16 protein-coding genes are annotated in these 16870 nt (G+C 43.9%); all 16 read left to right on the top strand.

The features are described from left to right. The first annotated feature begins 34 nt into the window (after positions 1-34). The 16 genes from AAC147_RS14635 (at position 35) to cpoB (ending at position 16687) form a co-directional block, all read left to right on the top strand. Positions 35-751, top strand: coding sequence for a succinate dehydrogenase iron-sulfur subunit (locus tag AAC147_RS14635; RefSeq protein WP_047682421.1), 717 nt, complete (start codon positions 35-37; stop codon positions 749-751). A 367-nt stretch (positions 752-1118) separates the two neighbouring features. Further along, positions 1119-3926, top strand: a complete 2808-nt coding sequence (sucA, locus tag AAC147_RS14630; protein WP_047682419.1) for a 2-oxoglutarate dehydrogenase E1 component — start codon at positions 1119-1121, stop codon at positions 3924-3926. Positions 3927-3939: 13 nt separating this feature from the next. Continuing rightward, positions 3940-5157 (top strand): 2-oxoglutarate dehydrogenase complex dihydrolipoyllysine-residue succinyltransferase, encoded by a 1218-nt coding sequence (gene odhB, locus AAC147_RS14625; RefSeq protein ID WP_047682415.1) that lies wholly within the window; start codon positions 3940-3942, stop codon positions 5155-5157. Positions 5158-5330: 173 nt separating this feature from the next. Next, positions 5331-6497 (top strand): ADP-forming succinate--CoA ligase subunit beta, encoded by a 1167-nt coding sequence (sucC, locus tag AAC147_RS14620; RefSeq protein ID WP_047682413.1) that lies wholly within the window; start codon positions 5331-5333, stop codon positions 6495-6497. Further along, positions 6497-7372 (top strand): succinate--CoA ligase subunit alpha, encoded by an 876-nt coding sequence (sucD, locus tag AAC147_RS14615; RefSeq protein WP_047682412.1) that lies wholly within the window; start codon positions 6497-6499, stop codon positions 7370-7372. The genes sucC and sucD overlap by 1 nt, the downstream gene beginning before the upstream one ends. Before the next feature lie 643 nt (positions 7373-8015). Continuing rightward, positions 8016-9602, top strand: a complete 1587-nt coding sequence (cydA, locus tag AAC147_RS14610) for a cytochrome ubiquinol oxidase subunit I (protein ID WP_047682410.1) — start codon at positions 8016-8018, stop codon at positions 9600-9602. 14 nt (positions 9603-9616) lie between these two features. After that, entirely contained in the window at positions 9617-10756 is a 1140-nt protein-coding gene (gene cydB, locus AAC147_RS14605; RefSeq protein ID WP_047682408.1) for a cytochrome d ubiquinol oxidase subunit II, read from the top strand. Positions 10757-10769: 13 nt separating this feature from the next. Next, the gene (gene cydX / locus AAC147_RS14600; RefSeq protein ID WP_072032519.1) at positions 10770-10886 is read left to right on the top strand and encodes a cytochrome bd-I oxidase subunit CydX; all 117 of its coding nucleotides are present in this window, start codon (positions 10770-10772) and stop codon (positions 10884-10886) included. After that, entirely contained in the window at positions 10886-11173 is a 288-nt protein-coding gene (gene ybgE / locus AAC147_RS14595) for a cyd operon protein YbgE (RefSeq protein WP_047682406.1), read from the top strand. The genes cydX and ybgE overlap by 1 nt, the downstream gene beginning before the upstream one ends. Positions 11174-11297: 124 nt before the next feature. Beyond that, positions 11298-11702, top strand: a complete 405-nt coding sequence (gene ybgC, locus AAC147_RS14590) for a tol-pal system-associated acyl-CoA thioesterase (protein ID WP_047682404.1) — start codon at positions 11298-11300, stop codon at positions 11700-11702. Further along, positions 11699-12388, top strand: coding sequence for a Tol-Pal system protein TolQ (gene tolQ / locus AAC147_RS14585; protein WP_047682402.1), 690 nt, complete (start codon positions 11699-11701; stop codon positions 12386-12388). Before ybgC ends, tolQ begins: the two co-directional genes overlap by 4 nt. 23 nt (positions 12389-12411) lie before the next feature. Further along, entirely contained in the window at positions 12412-12843 is a 432-nt protein-coding gene (gene tolR, locus AAC147_RS14580; protein WP_047682400.1) for a colicin uptake protein TolR, read from the top strand. Positions 12844-12878: 35 nt separating this feature from the next. Then, a complete protein-coding gene (gene tolA, locus AAC147_RS14575; protein WP_047682398.1) occupies positions 12879-13892 on the top strand; it encodes a cell envelope integrity protein TolA in 1014 nt (337 codons plus the stop codon). A gap of 166 nt (positions 13893-14058) precedes the next feature. Then, a complete protein-coding gene (gene tolB / locus AAC147_RS14570; protein ID WP_047682396.1) occupies positions 14059-15366 on the top strand; it encodes a Tol-Pal system beta propeller repeat protein TolB in 1308 nt (435 codons plus the stop codon). Between the two features lie 43 nt (positions 15367-15409). Beyond that, positions 15410-15913 (top strand): peptidoglycan-associated lipoprotein Pal, encoded by a 504-nt coding sequence (gene pal, locus AAC147_RS14565; RefSeq protein WP_047682394.1) that lies wholly within the window; start codon positions 15410-15412, stop codon positions 15911-15913. A gap of 9 nt (positions 15914-15922) precedes the next feature. Continuing rightward, a complete protein-coding gene (cpoB, locus tag AAC147_RS14560) occupies positions 15923-16687 on the top strand; it encodes a cell division protein CpoB (RefSeq protein WP_047682392.1) in 765 nt (254 codons plus the stop codon). The last annotated feature ends 183 nt before the right edge of the window (positions 16688-16870 follow it).

The following is a 16870-nucleotide window of genomic DNA, read 5'->3' as shown; positions in this document are numbered from 1 at the left end:
CGTTGTTGATGTTCCAGTTGCGGAGAAATAGATTATGAAACTTGAATTCTCAATTTATCGTTATAATCCGGATGTAGACAACGTACCCCGTATGCAGGATTACACGCTGGAAGCTGAAGAAGGGCGTGACATGATGCTGCTGGATGCACTTATCCAGTTGAAGGAACAAGATCCAACGTTGTCATTCCGCCGTTCGTGCCGTGAAGGTGTATGTGGTTCTGACGGTCTGAATATGAATGGAAAAAACGGGCTGGCTTGTATTACTCCTGTCTCAGCACTACACCGTGGTAACAAGAAGATGGTTATTCGTCCGCTGCCTGGTTTGCCAGTTATTCGTGACCTGGTTGTTGATATGGGGCAGTTTTACGCGCAATATGAAAAAATCCGTCCTTATTTGCTCAATGACGGTAAAAATCCACCTGCACGTGAACATCTGCAATCACCAGAACAGCGTGCAAAATTGGATGGTCTTTATGAATGTATCTTGTGTGCCTGCTGTTCGACGTCATGCCCGTCATTTTGGTGGAATCCGGATAAATTTATTGGGCCTGCAGGTCTTTTAGCTGCATATCGTTTTCTGATTGATAGTCGTGATACTGAAACCTCATCCCGATTGGATGGGCTGAATGATGCTTTCAGTGTCTTCCGCTGTCATGGGATCATGAACTGCGTTAATGTGTGTCCTAAAGGCCTTAACCCAACAAAAGCGATTGGGCATATTAAGTCGATGTTGTTAAGACATAGTGCTTAATTAAAATATGACTTAATTAAATATACTGACAATGTATAGATAGTGCATAAATAACACATAAACTGTGTGTAAATAATGCATATAAGGTTGCCCTCCACAATTTTGAAATAAATATCAAACCAGTGGAGGGCATAAAGAATGAAAAATGATAAATTGCCTGCTGCTAATGACGGCGCATGTTATTGGAATAAGGAACCTTTAAAAACTGCCTCTCAGTTTTTAAAGGTTCCTTGAAGGGTAGGATAACCCAAATAAAGAACATGCATTAAGCACGTCCAAATGAACCTTTTATCAACACCGCTTATTAATAAAGCGGTATTTGTTAACCACGGCGAAAACTAAAGCTTTTAAAGCTTAAGGGATCACAATGCAGAACGGTGCAATGAAGGACTGGCTGGACTCAAGCTTTCTGGCTGGTGCAAACCAGTCTTACATAGAGCAAATCTATGAAGACTATATAACCGATCCTAATTCTGTTGATGCAGGTTGGAGAGAAATTTTCCAACAATTACCGGATGCAGGACTTCACGGGGAACAACTTCACTCACAGACACGTGATTACTTCCGTCGTCTGGCAAAGGATGCCACTCGTTACCACACTTCAGTCAGCGATCCAGCAATGGATGCAAAACAAGTTAAGGTTTTGCAGCTTATCAACGCATTCCGCTTCCGCGGTCATCAACATGCGAATCTTGATCCATTGGGATTATGGAAACAGGAACCTGTATCGGATCTCGATCCTGCTTTCCATAATTTAACAAAAGCTGATTTTGAAGAAACGTTTAATGTAGGCTCATTTGCTAGCGGCAAAGAGACAATGAAATTGGCGGATTTGTATGACGCACTGAAACGCATTTACTGCGGCTCTATTGGTGCGGAATATATGCATATCACCAATACAGAAGAAAAACGCTGGATCCAGCAGCGCCTGGAATCTGTCTCTGTCAGCTCACAATTCAGCGCAGATGAAAAACGTCGCTTTCTGGCGGAGTTAACTGCGGCGGAAGGTCTGGAACGTTATCTGGGGGCTAAGTTTCCAGGAGCGAAACGTTTTTCTCTGGAGGGCGGTGATGCACTAGTTCCAATGCTGAAGGATTTGATCCGTCATGCAGGCAAGCAAGATACACGCGAAGTTGTACTTGGCATGGCTCACCGTGGTCGCCTCAATGTTCTTATTAATATCTTAGGTAAAAAACCTGCTGATCTGTTTGATGAATTTGCCGGAAAACATAAAGAACATCTCGGAACAGGTGATGTGAAGTATCATCAGGGTTTTTCCTCTGATTTCGAAACTGAAGGCGGTTTAGTACACTTAGCGTTAGCATTCAACCCATCTCACCTTGAAATTGTCAGCCCTGTAGTTATTGGGTCAGTACGTGCTCGCCGTGACCGTCTTGATGAAGGCCAGAGCAACATGGTGTTGCCGGTAACCATTCATGGTGATGCAGCGGTAACAGGGCAGGGGATTGTTCAGGAAACACTGAACATGTCTCAGGCTCGCGGCTATGAGGTTGGTGGTACTGTTCGCATTGTGGTTAACAACCAGATTGGTTTTACTACTTCTAACCCGAAAGATGCCCGTTCAACACAATATTGTACTGATGTTGTGAAAATGGTTCAGGCCCCGATTTTCCACGTAAATGCTGATGACCCGGAAGCTGTCGCTTTTGTTACCCGCCTGGCCTTGGATTTCCGTAATACCTTTAAACGTGACGTGATGATTGATTTGGTTTGTTACCGTCGTCACGGTCATAACGAAGCTGATGAGCCAAGTGCAACTCAGCCACTAATGTATCAGAAAATCAAGAAACATCCGACTCCACGTAAAATCTATGCGGACAAACTCATCGCAGAAGGTCTGCTGTCACCTAATGATGTGACTGAAATGGTCAACTTATATCGTGATGCATTGGATCATGGTGAATGTGTTGTAGATGAATGGCGTCCAATGGGGTTGCATTCGTTTACATGGGAACCTTACCTGAATCACGAATGGGATGAAGATTATCCACATAAAATGGATATGAAGCGTCTGCAAGATCTTGGCAAACGCATTAGTACCATTCCTACCGAAGTGGAAATGCACTCTCGTGTTGCGAAAATCTATGCTGACCGTGCAGAAATGGCCAACGGCAACAAGCTGTTTGACTGGGGGGGAGCGGAAACGCTGGCTTATGCAACCTTGGTTGATGAAGGTATTCCAGTTCGTCTGTCTGGTGAAGATGCTGGCCGTGGTACATTCTTCCACCGCCATGCGGTTATCCATAATCAGGCTAATGCTTCTGTTTATGTCCCTCTGGCAAATGTTCACAACAGTCAGGGGGGATTTAACGTATGGGATTCTGTCCTGTCAGAAGAAGCTGTACTGGCATTTGAATATGGTTATGCAACGACAGAGCCTCGTGCATTGACTATCTGGGAAGCCCAGTTTGGTGATTTTGCTAACGTAGCACAGGTTGTGATTGACCAGTTCATCAGTTCTGGTGAACAAAAATGGGGTCGTATGTGTGGTCTGGTCATGCTGTTGCCGCATGGCTACGAAGGACAAGGTCCTGAGCACTCATCAGCACGTCTGGAACGTTACCTGCAATTGTGTGCAGAACAGAACATGCAGGTTTGTGTGCCATCAACTCCGGCTCAAGTTTATCACATGCTGCGTCGTCAGGCACTGCGTGGTATGCGTCGTCCTCTGATAGTCATGTCACCTAAGTCGTTGCTGCGTCATCCATTGGCAGTATCCAGCCTGGATGAATTGGCTAACGGTAAATTTGAGACAGTCATTGGTGAAGTTGATGCGTTGGAGCCAAAAGGTGTGAAACGTGTTGTACTTTGCTCCGGTAAAGTTTATTACGATCTGCTGGAACAACGTCGTAAGAACGAGCAGACCGACGTCGCCATTGTGCGTATTGAACAACTGTATCCATTCCCGCGTCAGGACATGCAGACTTTACTTGAGCAGTATGCTCATGTGCATGATTTTGTCTGGTGTCAGGAAGAGCCATTGAACCAAGGGGCTTGGTATTGCAGTCAACATAATTTCCGTGAAGCGATCCCATTTGGGGCTTCTTTACGTTATGCAGGGCGTCCGGCTTCTGCTTCCCCGGCTGTGGGCTATACGTCTGTTCACCAGCAGCAACAGCAAGCTCTGGTTAATGACGCACTGAACGTTGAATAAATAAGGATAGAAAATGAGTAGCGTAGAAATTCTGGTTCCAGACCTTCCTGAATCTGTTGCGGATGCCACTGTTGCGACATGGCATAAAAAACCAGGTGATACCGTAGAGCGTGATGACATTCTGGTTGAAATCGAAACAGACAAAGTGATTTTAGAAGTACCAGCAAGTGAAGCGGGTGTTCTGGAATCTATTCTGGAAGAAGAAGGTGCCACTGTACTGTCTAAGCAATTGATTGGCCGTATTAGCCTGAGTGACAGTACGGGTATGCCGGCTGTGGTGAAAGAACAAACAGAAGCAACACCAGCACAACGCCAGACAGCGTCTTTGGAAGAAGAAAGCAATGATGCACTGAGTCCGGCAGTTCGTCGTTTGATTGCTGAGCATGATTTAAATCCTGCTGCGATTAAAGGTAGTGGTGTAGGTGGCCGTATTGTGCGTGAAGACGTAGAAAAATATATTGCTGCGAACAAAAAAGAGAGTACTAAAACCGCTGAATCTGCTCCAGCGGCTCAACCATCTCAGTTGCCTCATCGCAGTGAAAAACGCGTCCCAATGACGCGTTTACGTAAGCGCATTGCAGAACGTTTGCTCGAAGCGAAAAACAACACAGCAATGCTGACGACTTTTAATGAAGTCAATATGAAGCCAATTCAGGAATTGCGTAAGCAATACGGTGATGAATTTGAAAAACGTCACGGTGTTCGTCTGGGTTTCATGTCTTTCTATGTGAAAGCTGTTGTCGAAGCGCTGAAACGTTATCCAGAAGTTAATGCTTCTATTGATGGCACTGATGTGGTTTACCACAACTATTTTGATATCAGCATCGCAGTATCTACACCTCGTGGTCTGGTGACGCCAGTACTGCGTGATGCAGATGCATTGAGCATGGCTGATATTGAGAAAAACATCAAAGAGCTGGCTATTAAAGGCCGTGACGGCAAATTGACCGTTGAAGAACTCACCGGTGGTAATTTCACTATTACCAATGGTGGTGTTTTTGGTTCCTTGATGTCTACTCCAATCATTAACCCACCACAAAGTGCGATTCTTGGTATGCACGCTATTAAAGATCGCCCAATGGCAGTAAATGGTCAGGTTGCGATCCTTCCAATGATGTATCTGGCTCTGTCTTATGACCATCGTCTGATTGACGGGCGTGAGTCTGTAGGCTTCCTGGTGACTATCAAAGAAATGCTGGAAGATCCAACACGTTTGTTGCTGGATGTATAGCATCACCATCAGGGCGGAGGGTGTTAAATTCTGTCCAGTCTGAAATAAAACGATGTTGATGTAAAAAGTGCTGATGTAACAAATTATGCGGCCAGCCTTCGGGCTGGTCATATCCAGAGCAACAAAATAGAAGGTAATTTACCTTTCTTAGATTAAATTATGGATAGAACATCATGAATTTACACGAGTATCAGGCAAAACAACTTTTTGCACGGTATGGCTTACCAGCACCTGCTGGTTATGCCTGCACGACACCGCGCGAAGCAGAAGAAGCAGCATCCAAGATTGGTGCAGGCCCTTGGGTCGTTAAATGTCAGGTTCATGCAGGCGGTCGCGGTAAAGCCGGGGGCGTGAAAGTCGTCAATAGCAAGGAGGATATCCGTGCTTTTGCTGAACAGTGGCTGGGTAAACGACTGGTAACTTACCAGACAGATGTACAGGGGCAACCTGTCCATCAGATCCTAGTAGAAGGGGCTACCGATATTGCTAAAGAGCTGTATCTTGGTGCCGTTGTTGACCGTGGTACACGTCGTGTAGTGTTCATGGCCTCTACCGAAGGTGGTGTCGAAATAGAAAAAGTGGCGGAAGAAACGCCCGAACTGATTCATAAAGCAATCATCGATCCACTGGCTGGCCCTATGCCCTACCAAGGCCGTGAACTGGCGTTCAAGCTGGGTCTGACTGGTAAACAAGTCAACCAATTCACTAAAATTTTCCTGGGATTGGCAAACCTTTTCCTTGAACGTGACCTGGCTCTGGTCGAAATTAACCCGTTGGTTATTACAACTCAAGGTGATCTTGTCTGTCTGGATGGGAAGTTGGGTGCGGACGGTAATGCTATGTTCCGTCAGGCTGAACTGCGTGAAATGCACGACCCTTCGCAGGAAGATCCACGTGAAGCTCAGGCTGCACAATGGGAACTGAATTATGTTGCGTTGGATGGCAACATTGGTTGTATGGTAAATGGTGCTGGTTTGGCGATGGGAACGATGGACATTGTCAAGCTGCACGGTGGTGCTCCGGCTAACTTCCTTGATGTAGGCGGTGGTGCGACAAAAGAGCGTGTTACTGAAGCCTTCAAAATTATCCTGTCGGATGAAAATGTGAAAGCTGTCTTGGTAAATATCTTTGGTGGGATCGTCCGTTGTGACCTGATTGCTGACGGTATTATTGGTGCGGTGGAAGAAGTAGGTGTTCACGTACCTGTAGTCGTTCGTTTGGAAGGGAATAATGCTGAACTGGGTGCGAAGAAACTGGCTGATAGTGGATTGAATATCATTGCAGCAACCAGTTTGACAGACGCAGCTAAACAGGTAGTCGCAGCAGCGGGGAACAAATAATGTCTATTTTAATTGATAAAAACACCAAAGTGATTTGTCAGGGTTTCACTGGCAGTCAGGGTACTTTCCATTCAGAACAGGCGATCGCTTACGGTACTCAAATGGTTGGCGGCGTAACGCCAGGTAAAGGTGGTACGCAACATCTTGGTCTGCCCGTCTTTAATACCGTCCGCGAAGCAGTTGAAGCAACAGGTGCGACAGCTTCTGTGATTTACGTACCAGCACCATTCTGTAAAGACTCTATTCTGGAGGCTATTGATGCAGGTATTAAACTGATCATTACCATTACTGAAGGTATCCCAACGCTGGATATGCTGACAGTTAAGGTAAAACTGGATCAGGCTGGTGTTCGTATGATCGGCCCTAACTGTCCGGGTGTTATTACTCCGGATGAATGTAAGATCGGTATCATGCCTGGTCATATTCATAAGGCAGGTAAAGTAGGTATTGTGTCCCGTTCAGGGACTTTGACTTATGAGGCCGTGAAGCAAACAACTGACGCAGGATTAGGCCAATCCACTTGTGTTGGTATCGGCGGTGACCCAATCCCAGGTTCAAACTTTATTGATATTCTGAAACTGTTCCAGGAAGATCCACAGACTGAAGCTATCGTCATGATTGGTGAAATTGGTGGTACAGCAGAAGAAGAAGCTGCTGCGTATATCAAAGAGCATGTTACTAAACCAGTTGTAGCTTACATCGCGGGTGTAACAGCACCTAAAGGCAAGCGAATGGGACATGCAGGAGCGATTATTGCAGGTGGTAAAGGTACGGCGGATGAAAAATTCGCAGCATTGGAATCTGCGGGAGTGAAGACTGTCCGCAGCCTTGCTGACATAGGCGATGCAGTTAAGGGTTTATTGACCAGTAAATAGTCACAAAATAAGCCATTTTTATAGAAAAAGGCTGCTGCTTTAAAGCAGCCTTTTTATTTTCATTTATAAGATAAACAGTAAGTTAGTCTTTTTATATGGAGAGATATTTTCAAATTTAATTGAACTTATTTTAGAAAATTCTATTTAATCGATTAATTTAATTATAAATATTAAAAAAATATATTTTTCTCATAATGAAAATGAAAAGTTAATTTTATAATGCTTTTTACAGCAAAAAATAAATTAATCGGCATTGTGAGAAACAAATTATTAACACTAAATCAACCGTAATGAAATAATAGCTGTAATGATTAACAAGGAACAAAAAAATTGACTAAAATCAATTTATTACTGTGGAATGTGTTAGCTAATCTTGATTTAATTGTTCTAAAATAAATGGTATTACCTCATAAATTAGCGGCAATATTGGCCTATATTGAGAATTCCAACTTTAGTCATGTAAAAGCTATTTATTGTGTGCGAATATAGGCGTAATATTATTGGGGTATCTACTGAATTTTGATTTAATTAATAATTTATTGTTGTGTTTGAGGCATTTATTGCTGGTAGTTACGAGACTTTCATTTTACGAAAGTCGGGTTGCCGCAAGTCGGTGTCTTCCTGCTAGGAGCAAGGAGTCAAAATGTTTGATATTGTCGAACTGTCACGATTACAGTTTGCCTTAACTGCTATGTACCATTTCTTATTCGTACCATTAACACTCGGTATGGCGTTTTTGCTTGCGATTATGGAAACGGTATATGTTCTGTCTGGTAAACAAATCTACAAAGATATGACAAAATTCTGGGGAAAGTTATTTGGTATTAACTTTGCCTTGGGGGTTGCAACAGGTTTGACTATGGAGTTCCAGTTCGGAACAAACTGGTCATATTTCTCACATTACGTTGGTGATATTTTTGGTGCACCACTGGCCATTGAAGGTTTAATGGCTTTCTTCCTTGAATCCACATTTGTTGGTTTGTTCTTTTTCGGTTGGGATCGCCTGAGCAAGAAACAGCATCTGGTTGTAACTTGGTTGGTTGCATTAGGTTCTAACTTCTCTGCTTTATGGATTCTAATTGCGAATGGCTGGATGCAAAACCCGATTGCCTCTGATTTCAATTTTGAAACCATGCGCATGGAGATGGTGAGCTTTAGCGATCTGGTTCTGAATCCTGTTGCTCAAGTGAAATTTGTTCATACTGTAGCTGCTGGTTATGTGACAGGTGCGATTTTCGTCTTGGGGATCAGCGCTTATTACTTGCTTAAAGGGCGGGATATTCCATTTGCTAAACGTTCATTTGCCATTGCATCAAGTTTCGGTATTGCAGCAGTCCTGTCCGTCATTGTACTGGGGGATGAATCTGGATATGAAATGGGGGATGTGCAGAAAACTAAACTGGCTGCCATTGAAGCAGAGTGGGATACTCAAACTCCTCCGGCTGCATTCACGCTGATTGGTATTCCTGATCAGGATAAGATGGAAAACAAATATTCCATTCAAATTCCTTATATATTAGGTCTTATCGCTACACGTTCTACTGATACTCCGGTTGTTGGCTTGCGTGATTTGATTAGTCAGCATGAACAACGTATCCGTAACGGCCTTAAGGCATATGAATTGCTGGAAGAGCTGCGTGCAGGTAACACTGATCCGACAGTACGTAAGGCATTCAATGAAAACAAAAAAGACCTTGGTTACGGCATGCTCGTAAAACGTTACACTCCAGAGGTGGCAAACGCGACAGAAGAGCAAATTAAAGCCGCTGCGAAAGATTCTATTCCACGTGTGGCACCGCTTTATTTTGCATTTCGTATCATGGTTGCTTGTGGCTTCATCATGTTACTGGTTATCAGCTTGGCATTCTTCAGTGTTATCCGTAATCGCATTGGTCAACAAAAGTGGTTGTTACGTGCGGCGTTATTTAGTATTCCCTTACCGTGGATTGCGGTTGAAGCGGGTTGGTTTGTTGCAGAGTATGGCCGTCAGCCTTGGGCTATTGGTGAGGTATTGCCAACCGCAGTGGCAGCTTCGACACGCAGTGCTGGTGATCTCATTTTCTCAATGGCACTGATTTGTGGTCTGTATACCTTGTTCCTGATCGCCGAAATGTTTCTGATGTTCAAATTTGCTCGCCTTGGTCCAAGTAGTCTCAAGACCGGGCGTTACCATTTTGAACAGAAATTCATTTCTTCAACCAATAATTCTTCAGCGAATAATATTGAGTAAGCAGGAGTCCACTTATGCTTGATTATGACGTGTTACGATTTATATGGTGGCTGCTGATTGGTGTATTGCTAATCGGGTTTGCAGTGACCGATGGTTTTGACATGGGTGTTGGTGTCCTGCTGCGGATTATCGGCAAAAATGACACTGAACGCCGTGTCATGATTAACTCAATTGCACCTCACTGGGACGGTAACCAGGTATGGTTAATCACAGCGGGTGGTGCACTGTTTGCTGCCTGGCCAGCAGTATATGCTGCCGCTTTCTCCGGTTTCTATGTAGCGATGATTTTGGTGTTGGCTGCCTTGTTCTTCCGGCCCGTAGGGTTTGACTATCGTTCAAAACTGGAAAACAGAAAATGGCGTAACATGTGGGACTGGGGGTTGTTTGTTGGCAGTTTTGTACCTCCATTGGTCATTGGAGTTGCATTCGGTAATCTGCTGCAAGGCGTACCACTGATGATAGATGTAGATCAGAGGGTTTCCTATGAAGGATCATTCTTTGGGTTGCTGAACCCTTATGGGCTGCTGGCAGGTATCATCAGCTTGATGATGATTACGACACAAGGGGCAACTTACCTGCAAATGCGTACTACGGGTGAGTTGCATTTGCGTTCCCGTACTGCGACACACATTTGTGCATTGATAACTGCGGTAGCTTTCTTACTAGCGGGAGTGTGGCTGATTTATGGCATTGATGGTTATGTTGTGACCGGTGGCCTGGATGTGAATGGAGTATCTAATCCATTACATAAACAAGTTACTCAACAGGTTGGGGCGTGGCTGATCAATTTCAATAATCAGCCTATATTGTGGGCAATACCTGTATTGGGTGTCATTCTTCCTTTGTTGACTATGCTGGCAACTCGATTGGATAAAGGGGCCTGGGCGTTTCTATTTTCATCACTGACAGTTGCTTGCATTATTCTGACCGCAGGAATATCCATGTTCCCGTTTGTGATGCCATCAAGCCTTAATCCGAATGTCAGTTTGACTGTGTGGGATGCAACATCCAGTCAGTGGACGTTGCAAATTATGTTCGTTGTTGCGCTTATCTTCGTTCCTATTATTCTGTCATACACCATTTGGTGTTACTACAAAACCTTTGGGCGTTTGGATAAGAGCTACATTGAAAACAACAAACACTCACTGTACTAGAGGAGCATAGAACATGTGGTATTTTGCTTGGATTCTGGGAACGCTCTTAGCTTGTAGTTTTGCTGTTATTGCAGCTTTGGCACTTGAGCATAGTGAATCAGAAGAAGTAACTGAGAGTGATAAAAGATAATGTTGGTTGACAAATTTTACCAACTGATGAGTAAGGGCCTGCTAAGGGCCCTTATCCTTATTATGGCTCTGGCACTTGCTGGATGTGTATTGTGGGATCCAACACGTTTTGCTGCGGGCACAAGTTTATTAGCTGTATGGCAAGGCATTTTACTGATCTGGGCGGTATGTTCCGGGGTGATTTTTGGTATTGGATTTAATCCTAAGCATTTTATCTGGCGTCTTTTTTTTCATCCATTACCTGCATTTTTGATTCTGATTTTTGGCTTATATCATTTCTTTAAGTAAACTATTTATGATTTTATAGGACGCTGGCCTATAAATTTTTTTGATTTCTTTAATAACAAGTCATTCCAAAGCGCTATTGTCTTGAGTATAGTGACAGCGTTAATTCGCCTAATTAGGATTATATGTGAGTAATATGTTGTTCCGTTGGCCTATCCGTGTTTACTACGAAGACACAGATGCTAGTGGTATAGTCTATCACGCTCAATATTTGGCTTTTTATGAAAGAGCACGTACAGAGATGCTGCGTGATAAGGGCTTCCACCAAAAGTATATGTTGGATGAACAAGTTGGTTTTGCTGTCAGCCGCATGACCGTTGACTACCGGAAACCAGCGAGGCTGGATGACCAGTTAGTTGTGGAAAGCGAGATCACGAACATCCGTGGTGCTTCACTGACATTTATTCAACGAATTATTGATTGTAATGATGTAGTTATCAGTAACGCAGAATGCCTGATCGTCTGCGTAAATTCATCTCAAATGAAGCCTATTGCGCTTCCAAAGTCTATTGTCGCGGAGTTTAAGCAGTGACTGACATGAACATCCTGGATTTATTTCTGAAGGCAGGCTTTTTAGTGCAGCTGATCATGTTAATCCTGATTGGCTTCTCTGTAGTTTCTTGGGCAATTATTATTCAAAGAACAAGAGTTCTGAATGCTGCTACTCGGGAAACAGAAGCATTTGAAGATAAATTTTGGTCTGGGGTTGAATTATCCCGTCTTTATAAAGAAAGCCAGTCACGCCGAGATTCTTTAAGTGGCACTGAACAGATTTTCTATTCTGGTTTTAAAGAATTCGCTCGCTTACATCAGGCAAATAACCATGCACCAGAGGCTGTCATTACGGGAGCTTCTCGCGCTATGCGAATTTCAATGAATCGTGAATTAGAAACATTGGAAAATCATATCCCATTTCTGGGTACTGTCGGTTCTATTAGTCCCTATATCGGACTGTTTGGCACAGTCTGGGGGATCATGCATGCTTTTATTGCTCTGGGAGCAGTAAAACAGGCAACATTGCAAATGGTCGCTCCTGGTATTGCGGAAGCGTTGATTGCAACAGCAATTGGTTTGTTTGCTGCGATTCCGGCGGTGATGGCTTATAACCGTCTGAACCAGCGTGTCAATAAACTGGAACAAAGTTACGACAATTTTATGGAAGAATTTCTGGCGATTTTGCATCGGCAGGCTTTTGTTTCTAATTCCAATAAGTCGTAATTCATCGTAAGGGGAAAAAGCGAATGGCGCGCACTCGTAGTCGCAGACGTGAGCTAAAATCCGAGATCAATATCGTCCCCTTGCTGGACGTGTTGCTGGTTTTGCTGCTGATTTTTATGGCAACTGCCCCGATTATCACACAAAGTGTAGAAGTTGATTTACCTGATTCGGTAGATTCCAAAACCGTCTCCAGTTCTGATAATCCACCGGTTATTGTAGAAGTTTCCGGGGTAGGGCGCTACAACATGGTTGTTAATCAGGAGCGTTTAGAATTACTACCTGAACAGCAAATTATTGCTGAAGCTCAAACCTTGATGAAAGCTAACCCAAAAACAATTTTCTTGATTGGGGGTTCAAAGGAAGTTCCTTATGATGAAATCATCAAGGCACTTAATATGCTTCGTCAAGCGGGTGTGAAATCGGTTGGTTTAATGACTCAGCCTATTGGTGCCTGATGGCGGCTTTTACTTAAAGTTTCTGGATGTCGAGCGTGGGAAAGACAAACAAGCAAAACAGCGGGCTAAATCGTGCCGTTATCATTTCAATTATTTTGCACATTATCCTGTTCGGATTTTTGATTTGGGGATCTTTGAAGCAAAAAACGGAAATGGGAGGCGGTGGAAATAGTGGTACGGTGATTGATGCCGTTATGGTCGATCCGAATGCGGTAGTTCAGCAATATAATCAGCAACAGCAACAGCAAGCTAATGCAAAGCTGGCTGAGCAGCAACGGAAGAAAAAAGCTGAACAACAGGCAGCCGAATTGCGTGCTAAACAGGCAGAAGAGCAGGAACGGCTGAAAGCCGTAGAAGAAGAGCGGATAAAAGCACAACAAGCCGCGGAAGAACAGAAAAAGCTGGCTGATGCTGCGGCAGCTAAGGCCCGTGAAGAGCAAAAGATTGCCGAAGAGGCCGCTGCTAAAGCGAAAGCGGAGCAAGAAAGAATTATGAAAGAGCAGGCAGAAGCTCAGAGAAAAGCAGAAGCCCAAGCTAAGAAAGAAGCAGAAGAAACTGTGAAACGAAAAGCAGAAGCTGAAGCGAAGGCAAAAGCAGAAGCGGAAGCAAAGGTTAAAGCTGAAGCCGCAGCTAAAGCAAAAGTCAGAGCTAAGGCTGAAGCCCAAAAAGAGGCGCAGGCAGTTGATGATCTGCTTGGGGGATTAACTTCTAATGCACCTAAACAGCAAGGTGGAGCATCCGCTGTGGGTAAAGGTGGTAGTAAGAAAAGCGGTGTTTCTGAATCGGATATTAATAATTATAAAGGGCAAATTCGGGCTGCTATCCAGAATCATTTCCGTGATCCGAGTTTATACTTAGGGCGCACCTGTGACTTGAGCATAAAACTGGCATCAGATGGTATGTTGATTAGTGTTCAGGCTAATGGAGGCGACCCCGCATTATGTAGGGCAGCAATTGCCGCAGCGAATCAAACCAAAATGCCACGTCCACCAAGTAAAGAGGTTTATGAACATTTCAAGAGTTTTTCACTAGACTTTAAACCACAGTAGGGTAAATATTTGGTGGGAACGTGTTATTTATTAGGTGAAATTTCGGATAATTTACTTGTGTAAATAAAATTATTAGATTTTATTTAGGTATCTGGTTTTGTTTGTTGGCGTTTGTTAGAATCCGGCGGATTATTGCGGGCATATCGATCGCGATAAGGGAGAGATGATGAAGCAAACTTTTAAACTGACGTTTAAAGCATTATTGGGTTTTCTGATGCTATGGGCAACGTTTGCTCATGCAGAAGTTCGCATTGAAATTACAGAAGGTGTTGATTCTGCCCGTCCTATTGGTGTTGTTCCATTTAAATGGACTGGTGCAGCTAATCCGCCAGAAGAAGTTGGTTCAATTGTTGCTGCCGATTTGAGGAACAGTGGGAAATTCAATCCCATTACTCCGGATCGCATGCCACAACAGCCTGCTACAGCCTCTGAAGTAACACCTGCGGTATGGTCTGCTCTTGGAATAGATTCTGTAGTCGTAGGGCAAATTCAGCCTGCTGCTGATGGTAAATTTTTGGTTTCCTATCAGTTGGTTGATGTAGCTGGAACACCGGGTTCAGTATTAGCGCAGAATCAATTTTCAGTTGAGAAAAAATGGCTACGCTATGCTGCGCATACAGCCAGCAATGAAGTATTTGAAAAGCTGACCGGCATTAAAGGCGCATTCACCACGCGTATCGCTTATGTGGTTAAGAAGGCTGCGGCGAATAAGTATTCGTATGAACTGCGTGTTGCTGATTATGACGGTTATAATGAAACTCCGGTACGTAGTTCAGCAGAACCTTTAATGTCACCAGCATGGTCACCAGACAATTCTCAACTGGCATATGTGACATTTGAAGGCGGTCGTTCTTCTCTGGTGATCCAAACATTGGCAACAGGAACGATTCGTCATGTAGCTTCATTCCCTCGTCACAATGGAGCGCCGACATTTTCCCCTGATGGAACTAAGCTCGCTTTTGCTCTATCTAAAACAGGTAGTCTGAACTTATATGTGATGGATTTGGCCTCAGGGCAAATTCGCCAAATAACAGATGGCCGCAGTAATAATACCGAGCCAAGCTGGATGCCGGATAGCCAGACACTGGTCTATACCTCTGATCAGGGTGGTCGTCCACAATTGTATAAAATCGATATTAATGGCGGTGCTCCACAACGACTGACTTGGGAAGGTTCACAAAACCAAGACGCTGATGTGAGTCCAGATGGTACTTTTATCGTTATGGTTAGCACAGCGAGTGGCAGTCAGCACATCGCCAAACAGGATCTGGTAACGGGATCTGTCCAGGTTTTGACAGATACGTTTCTAGATGAAACGCCGAGTATCGCACCTAACGGCACTATGGTTATTTATAGCTCCACCCAAGGGTTGGGGACTGTATTGCAGCTAGTTTCGACTGACGGGCGTTTCAAAGCGCGTCTTCCGGCTACCGATGGACAGGTTAAATTTCCTGCCTGGTCGCCGTATCTGTGATGCATAATAAGTATGTATGGCAAACTATAAAAGGATCAAAGAGATGCAACTGAACAAAGTGCTAAAAGGGCTGATGTTAGCTTTACCAATCATGGCCGTAGCAGCGTGTACCACTAATAAAAATGGCAACAATGATCAGTCTGGTGTAAGCACTGTTGATAATTCTTCTAAAGCAGGTCTGTCTGCTGAAGAATTAGCACGTCAGCAGATGCAAGAGCTGCAAAACAACAATATCGTATACTTCGGTTTCGATAAATACGACATTAACAGCGAATTTGCTCAGATGCTGGATGCGCATGCTGCATTCCTGCGTAGCAATCCATCTGTTAAAGTAACTATTGAAGGCCATGCAGATGAGCGCGGTACTCCTGAGTACAATATCGCTCTGGGTGAGCGTCGTGCAAATGCAGTTAAAATGTATCTGCAAGGCAAGGGTGTTTCAGCTGACCAGCTTGCTATCGTTTCTTATGGTAAAGAAAAACCCGCTGTACTTGGTCATGACGAAGCAGCATACGCTAAAAACCGTCGCGCTGTAATCGTATACTAAGAGTAAGGCATGAACAGTAACTTCAGACGTTTTGTATTGGGTCTGTCGTTATTGGTTGGCGTAGCGGCTCCGTGGGCCGCTACTGCCCGAGCGCCAATCAGTAATGTCGGCTCAGGCTCCACAGATGAGCGCCTTTCCCAATTAGAGCGTATTTCCGACGCTCATAGTCAGTTATTAACTCAACTCCAGCAACAGCTTGCTGATTCTCAGCGTGATATTGATACACTCCGTGGCCAGATTCAGGAAAATCAATATCAATTGAATCAGATCATTGAGCGCCAGAAAGATATTTATCAGCAGTTGGATAAAATCACTAACCCTTCAGGTGCAGAAAATGATAATACAGCGACCCCAGCGGAAAAGGGGGCTGATAATCAGCCCGCAACTGCCACCAGCACAGGAAGTGAAAAGGGAGATTATGATGCCGCTGTTGCTTTAGCTATCAACACTAAGGAATACGATAAAGCTATCGTAGCATTCCAGAATTTTGCTAAAGCTTATCCCAAGTCGAAATATTTACCGAATGTCAACTATTGGTTAGGTCAGTTGAATTACAACAAAGGTAAGAAAGATGATGCGGCTTATTATTTCGCGACTGTAGTGAAAAATTATCCTAAATCACAAAAAAGCAGCGATTCTCTGTATAAAGTTGGTTTGATTATGCAGGAAAAAGGGCAAAAGGATAAGGCGAAGGCAGTTTATCAACAGGTGGTTAAGCAATACCCCGGCACTAGTGCGGCTAAAATGGCCGAAAAAAAGATTGCAGGAATGTAATAATTATCCCCAAGAGGTTATTTATCGGTCTTTTTGGGGATGATTGGTTGATTAATAGGCGCTTGAACGGGGTTTTATAAAATAAATATTGCGCCCAACAAGGAAATCAGTATTATATGCCGCCGTTGGTAAGCAATTAAGAAAGCAATGCCAGACAAGATTTAGATGGGTCGTTAGCTCAGT

It is taken from the genome of Xenorhabdus sp. NBAII XenSa04, assembly GCF_963866145.1.
GTDB classification, from domain to species: Bacteria; Pseudomonadota; Gammaproteobacteria; order Enterobacterales; family Enterobacteriaceae; genus Xenorhabdus; species Xenorhabdus indica.
The sequence above is the reverse complement of the archived record's forward strand: the minus strand, read 5'-3'. Positions and strand labels throughout refer to the sequence as shown.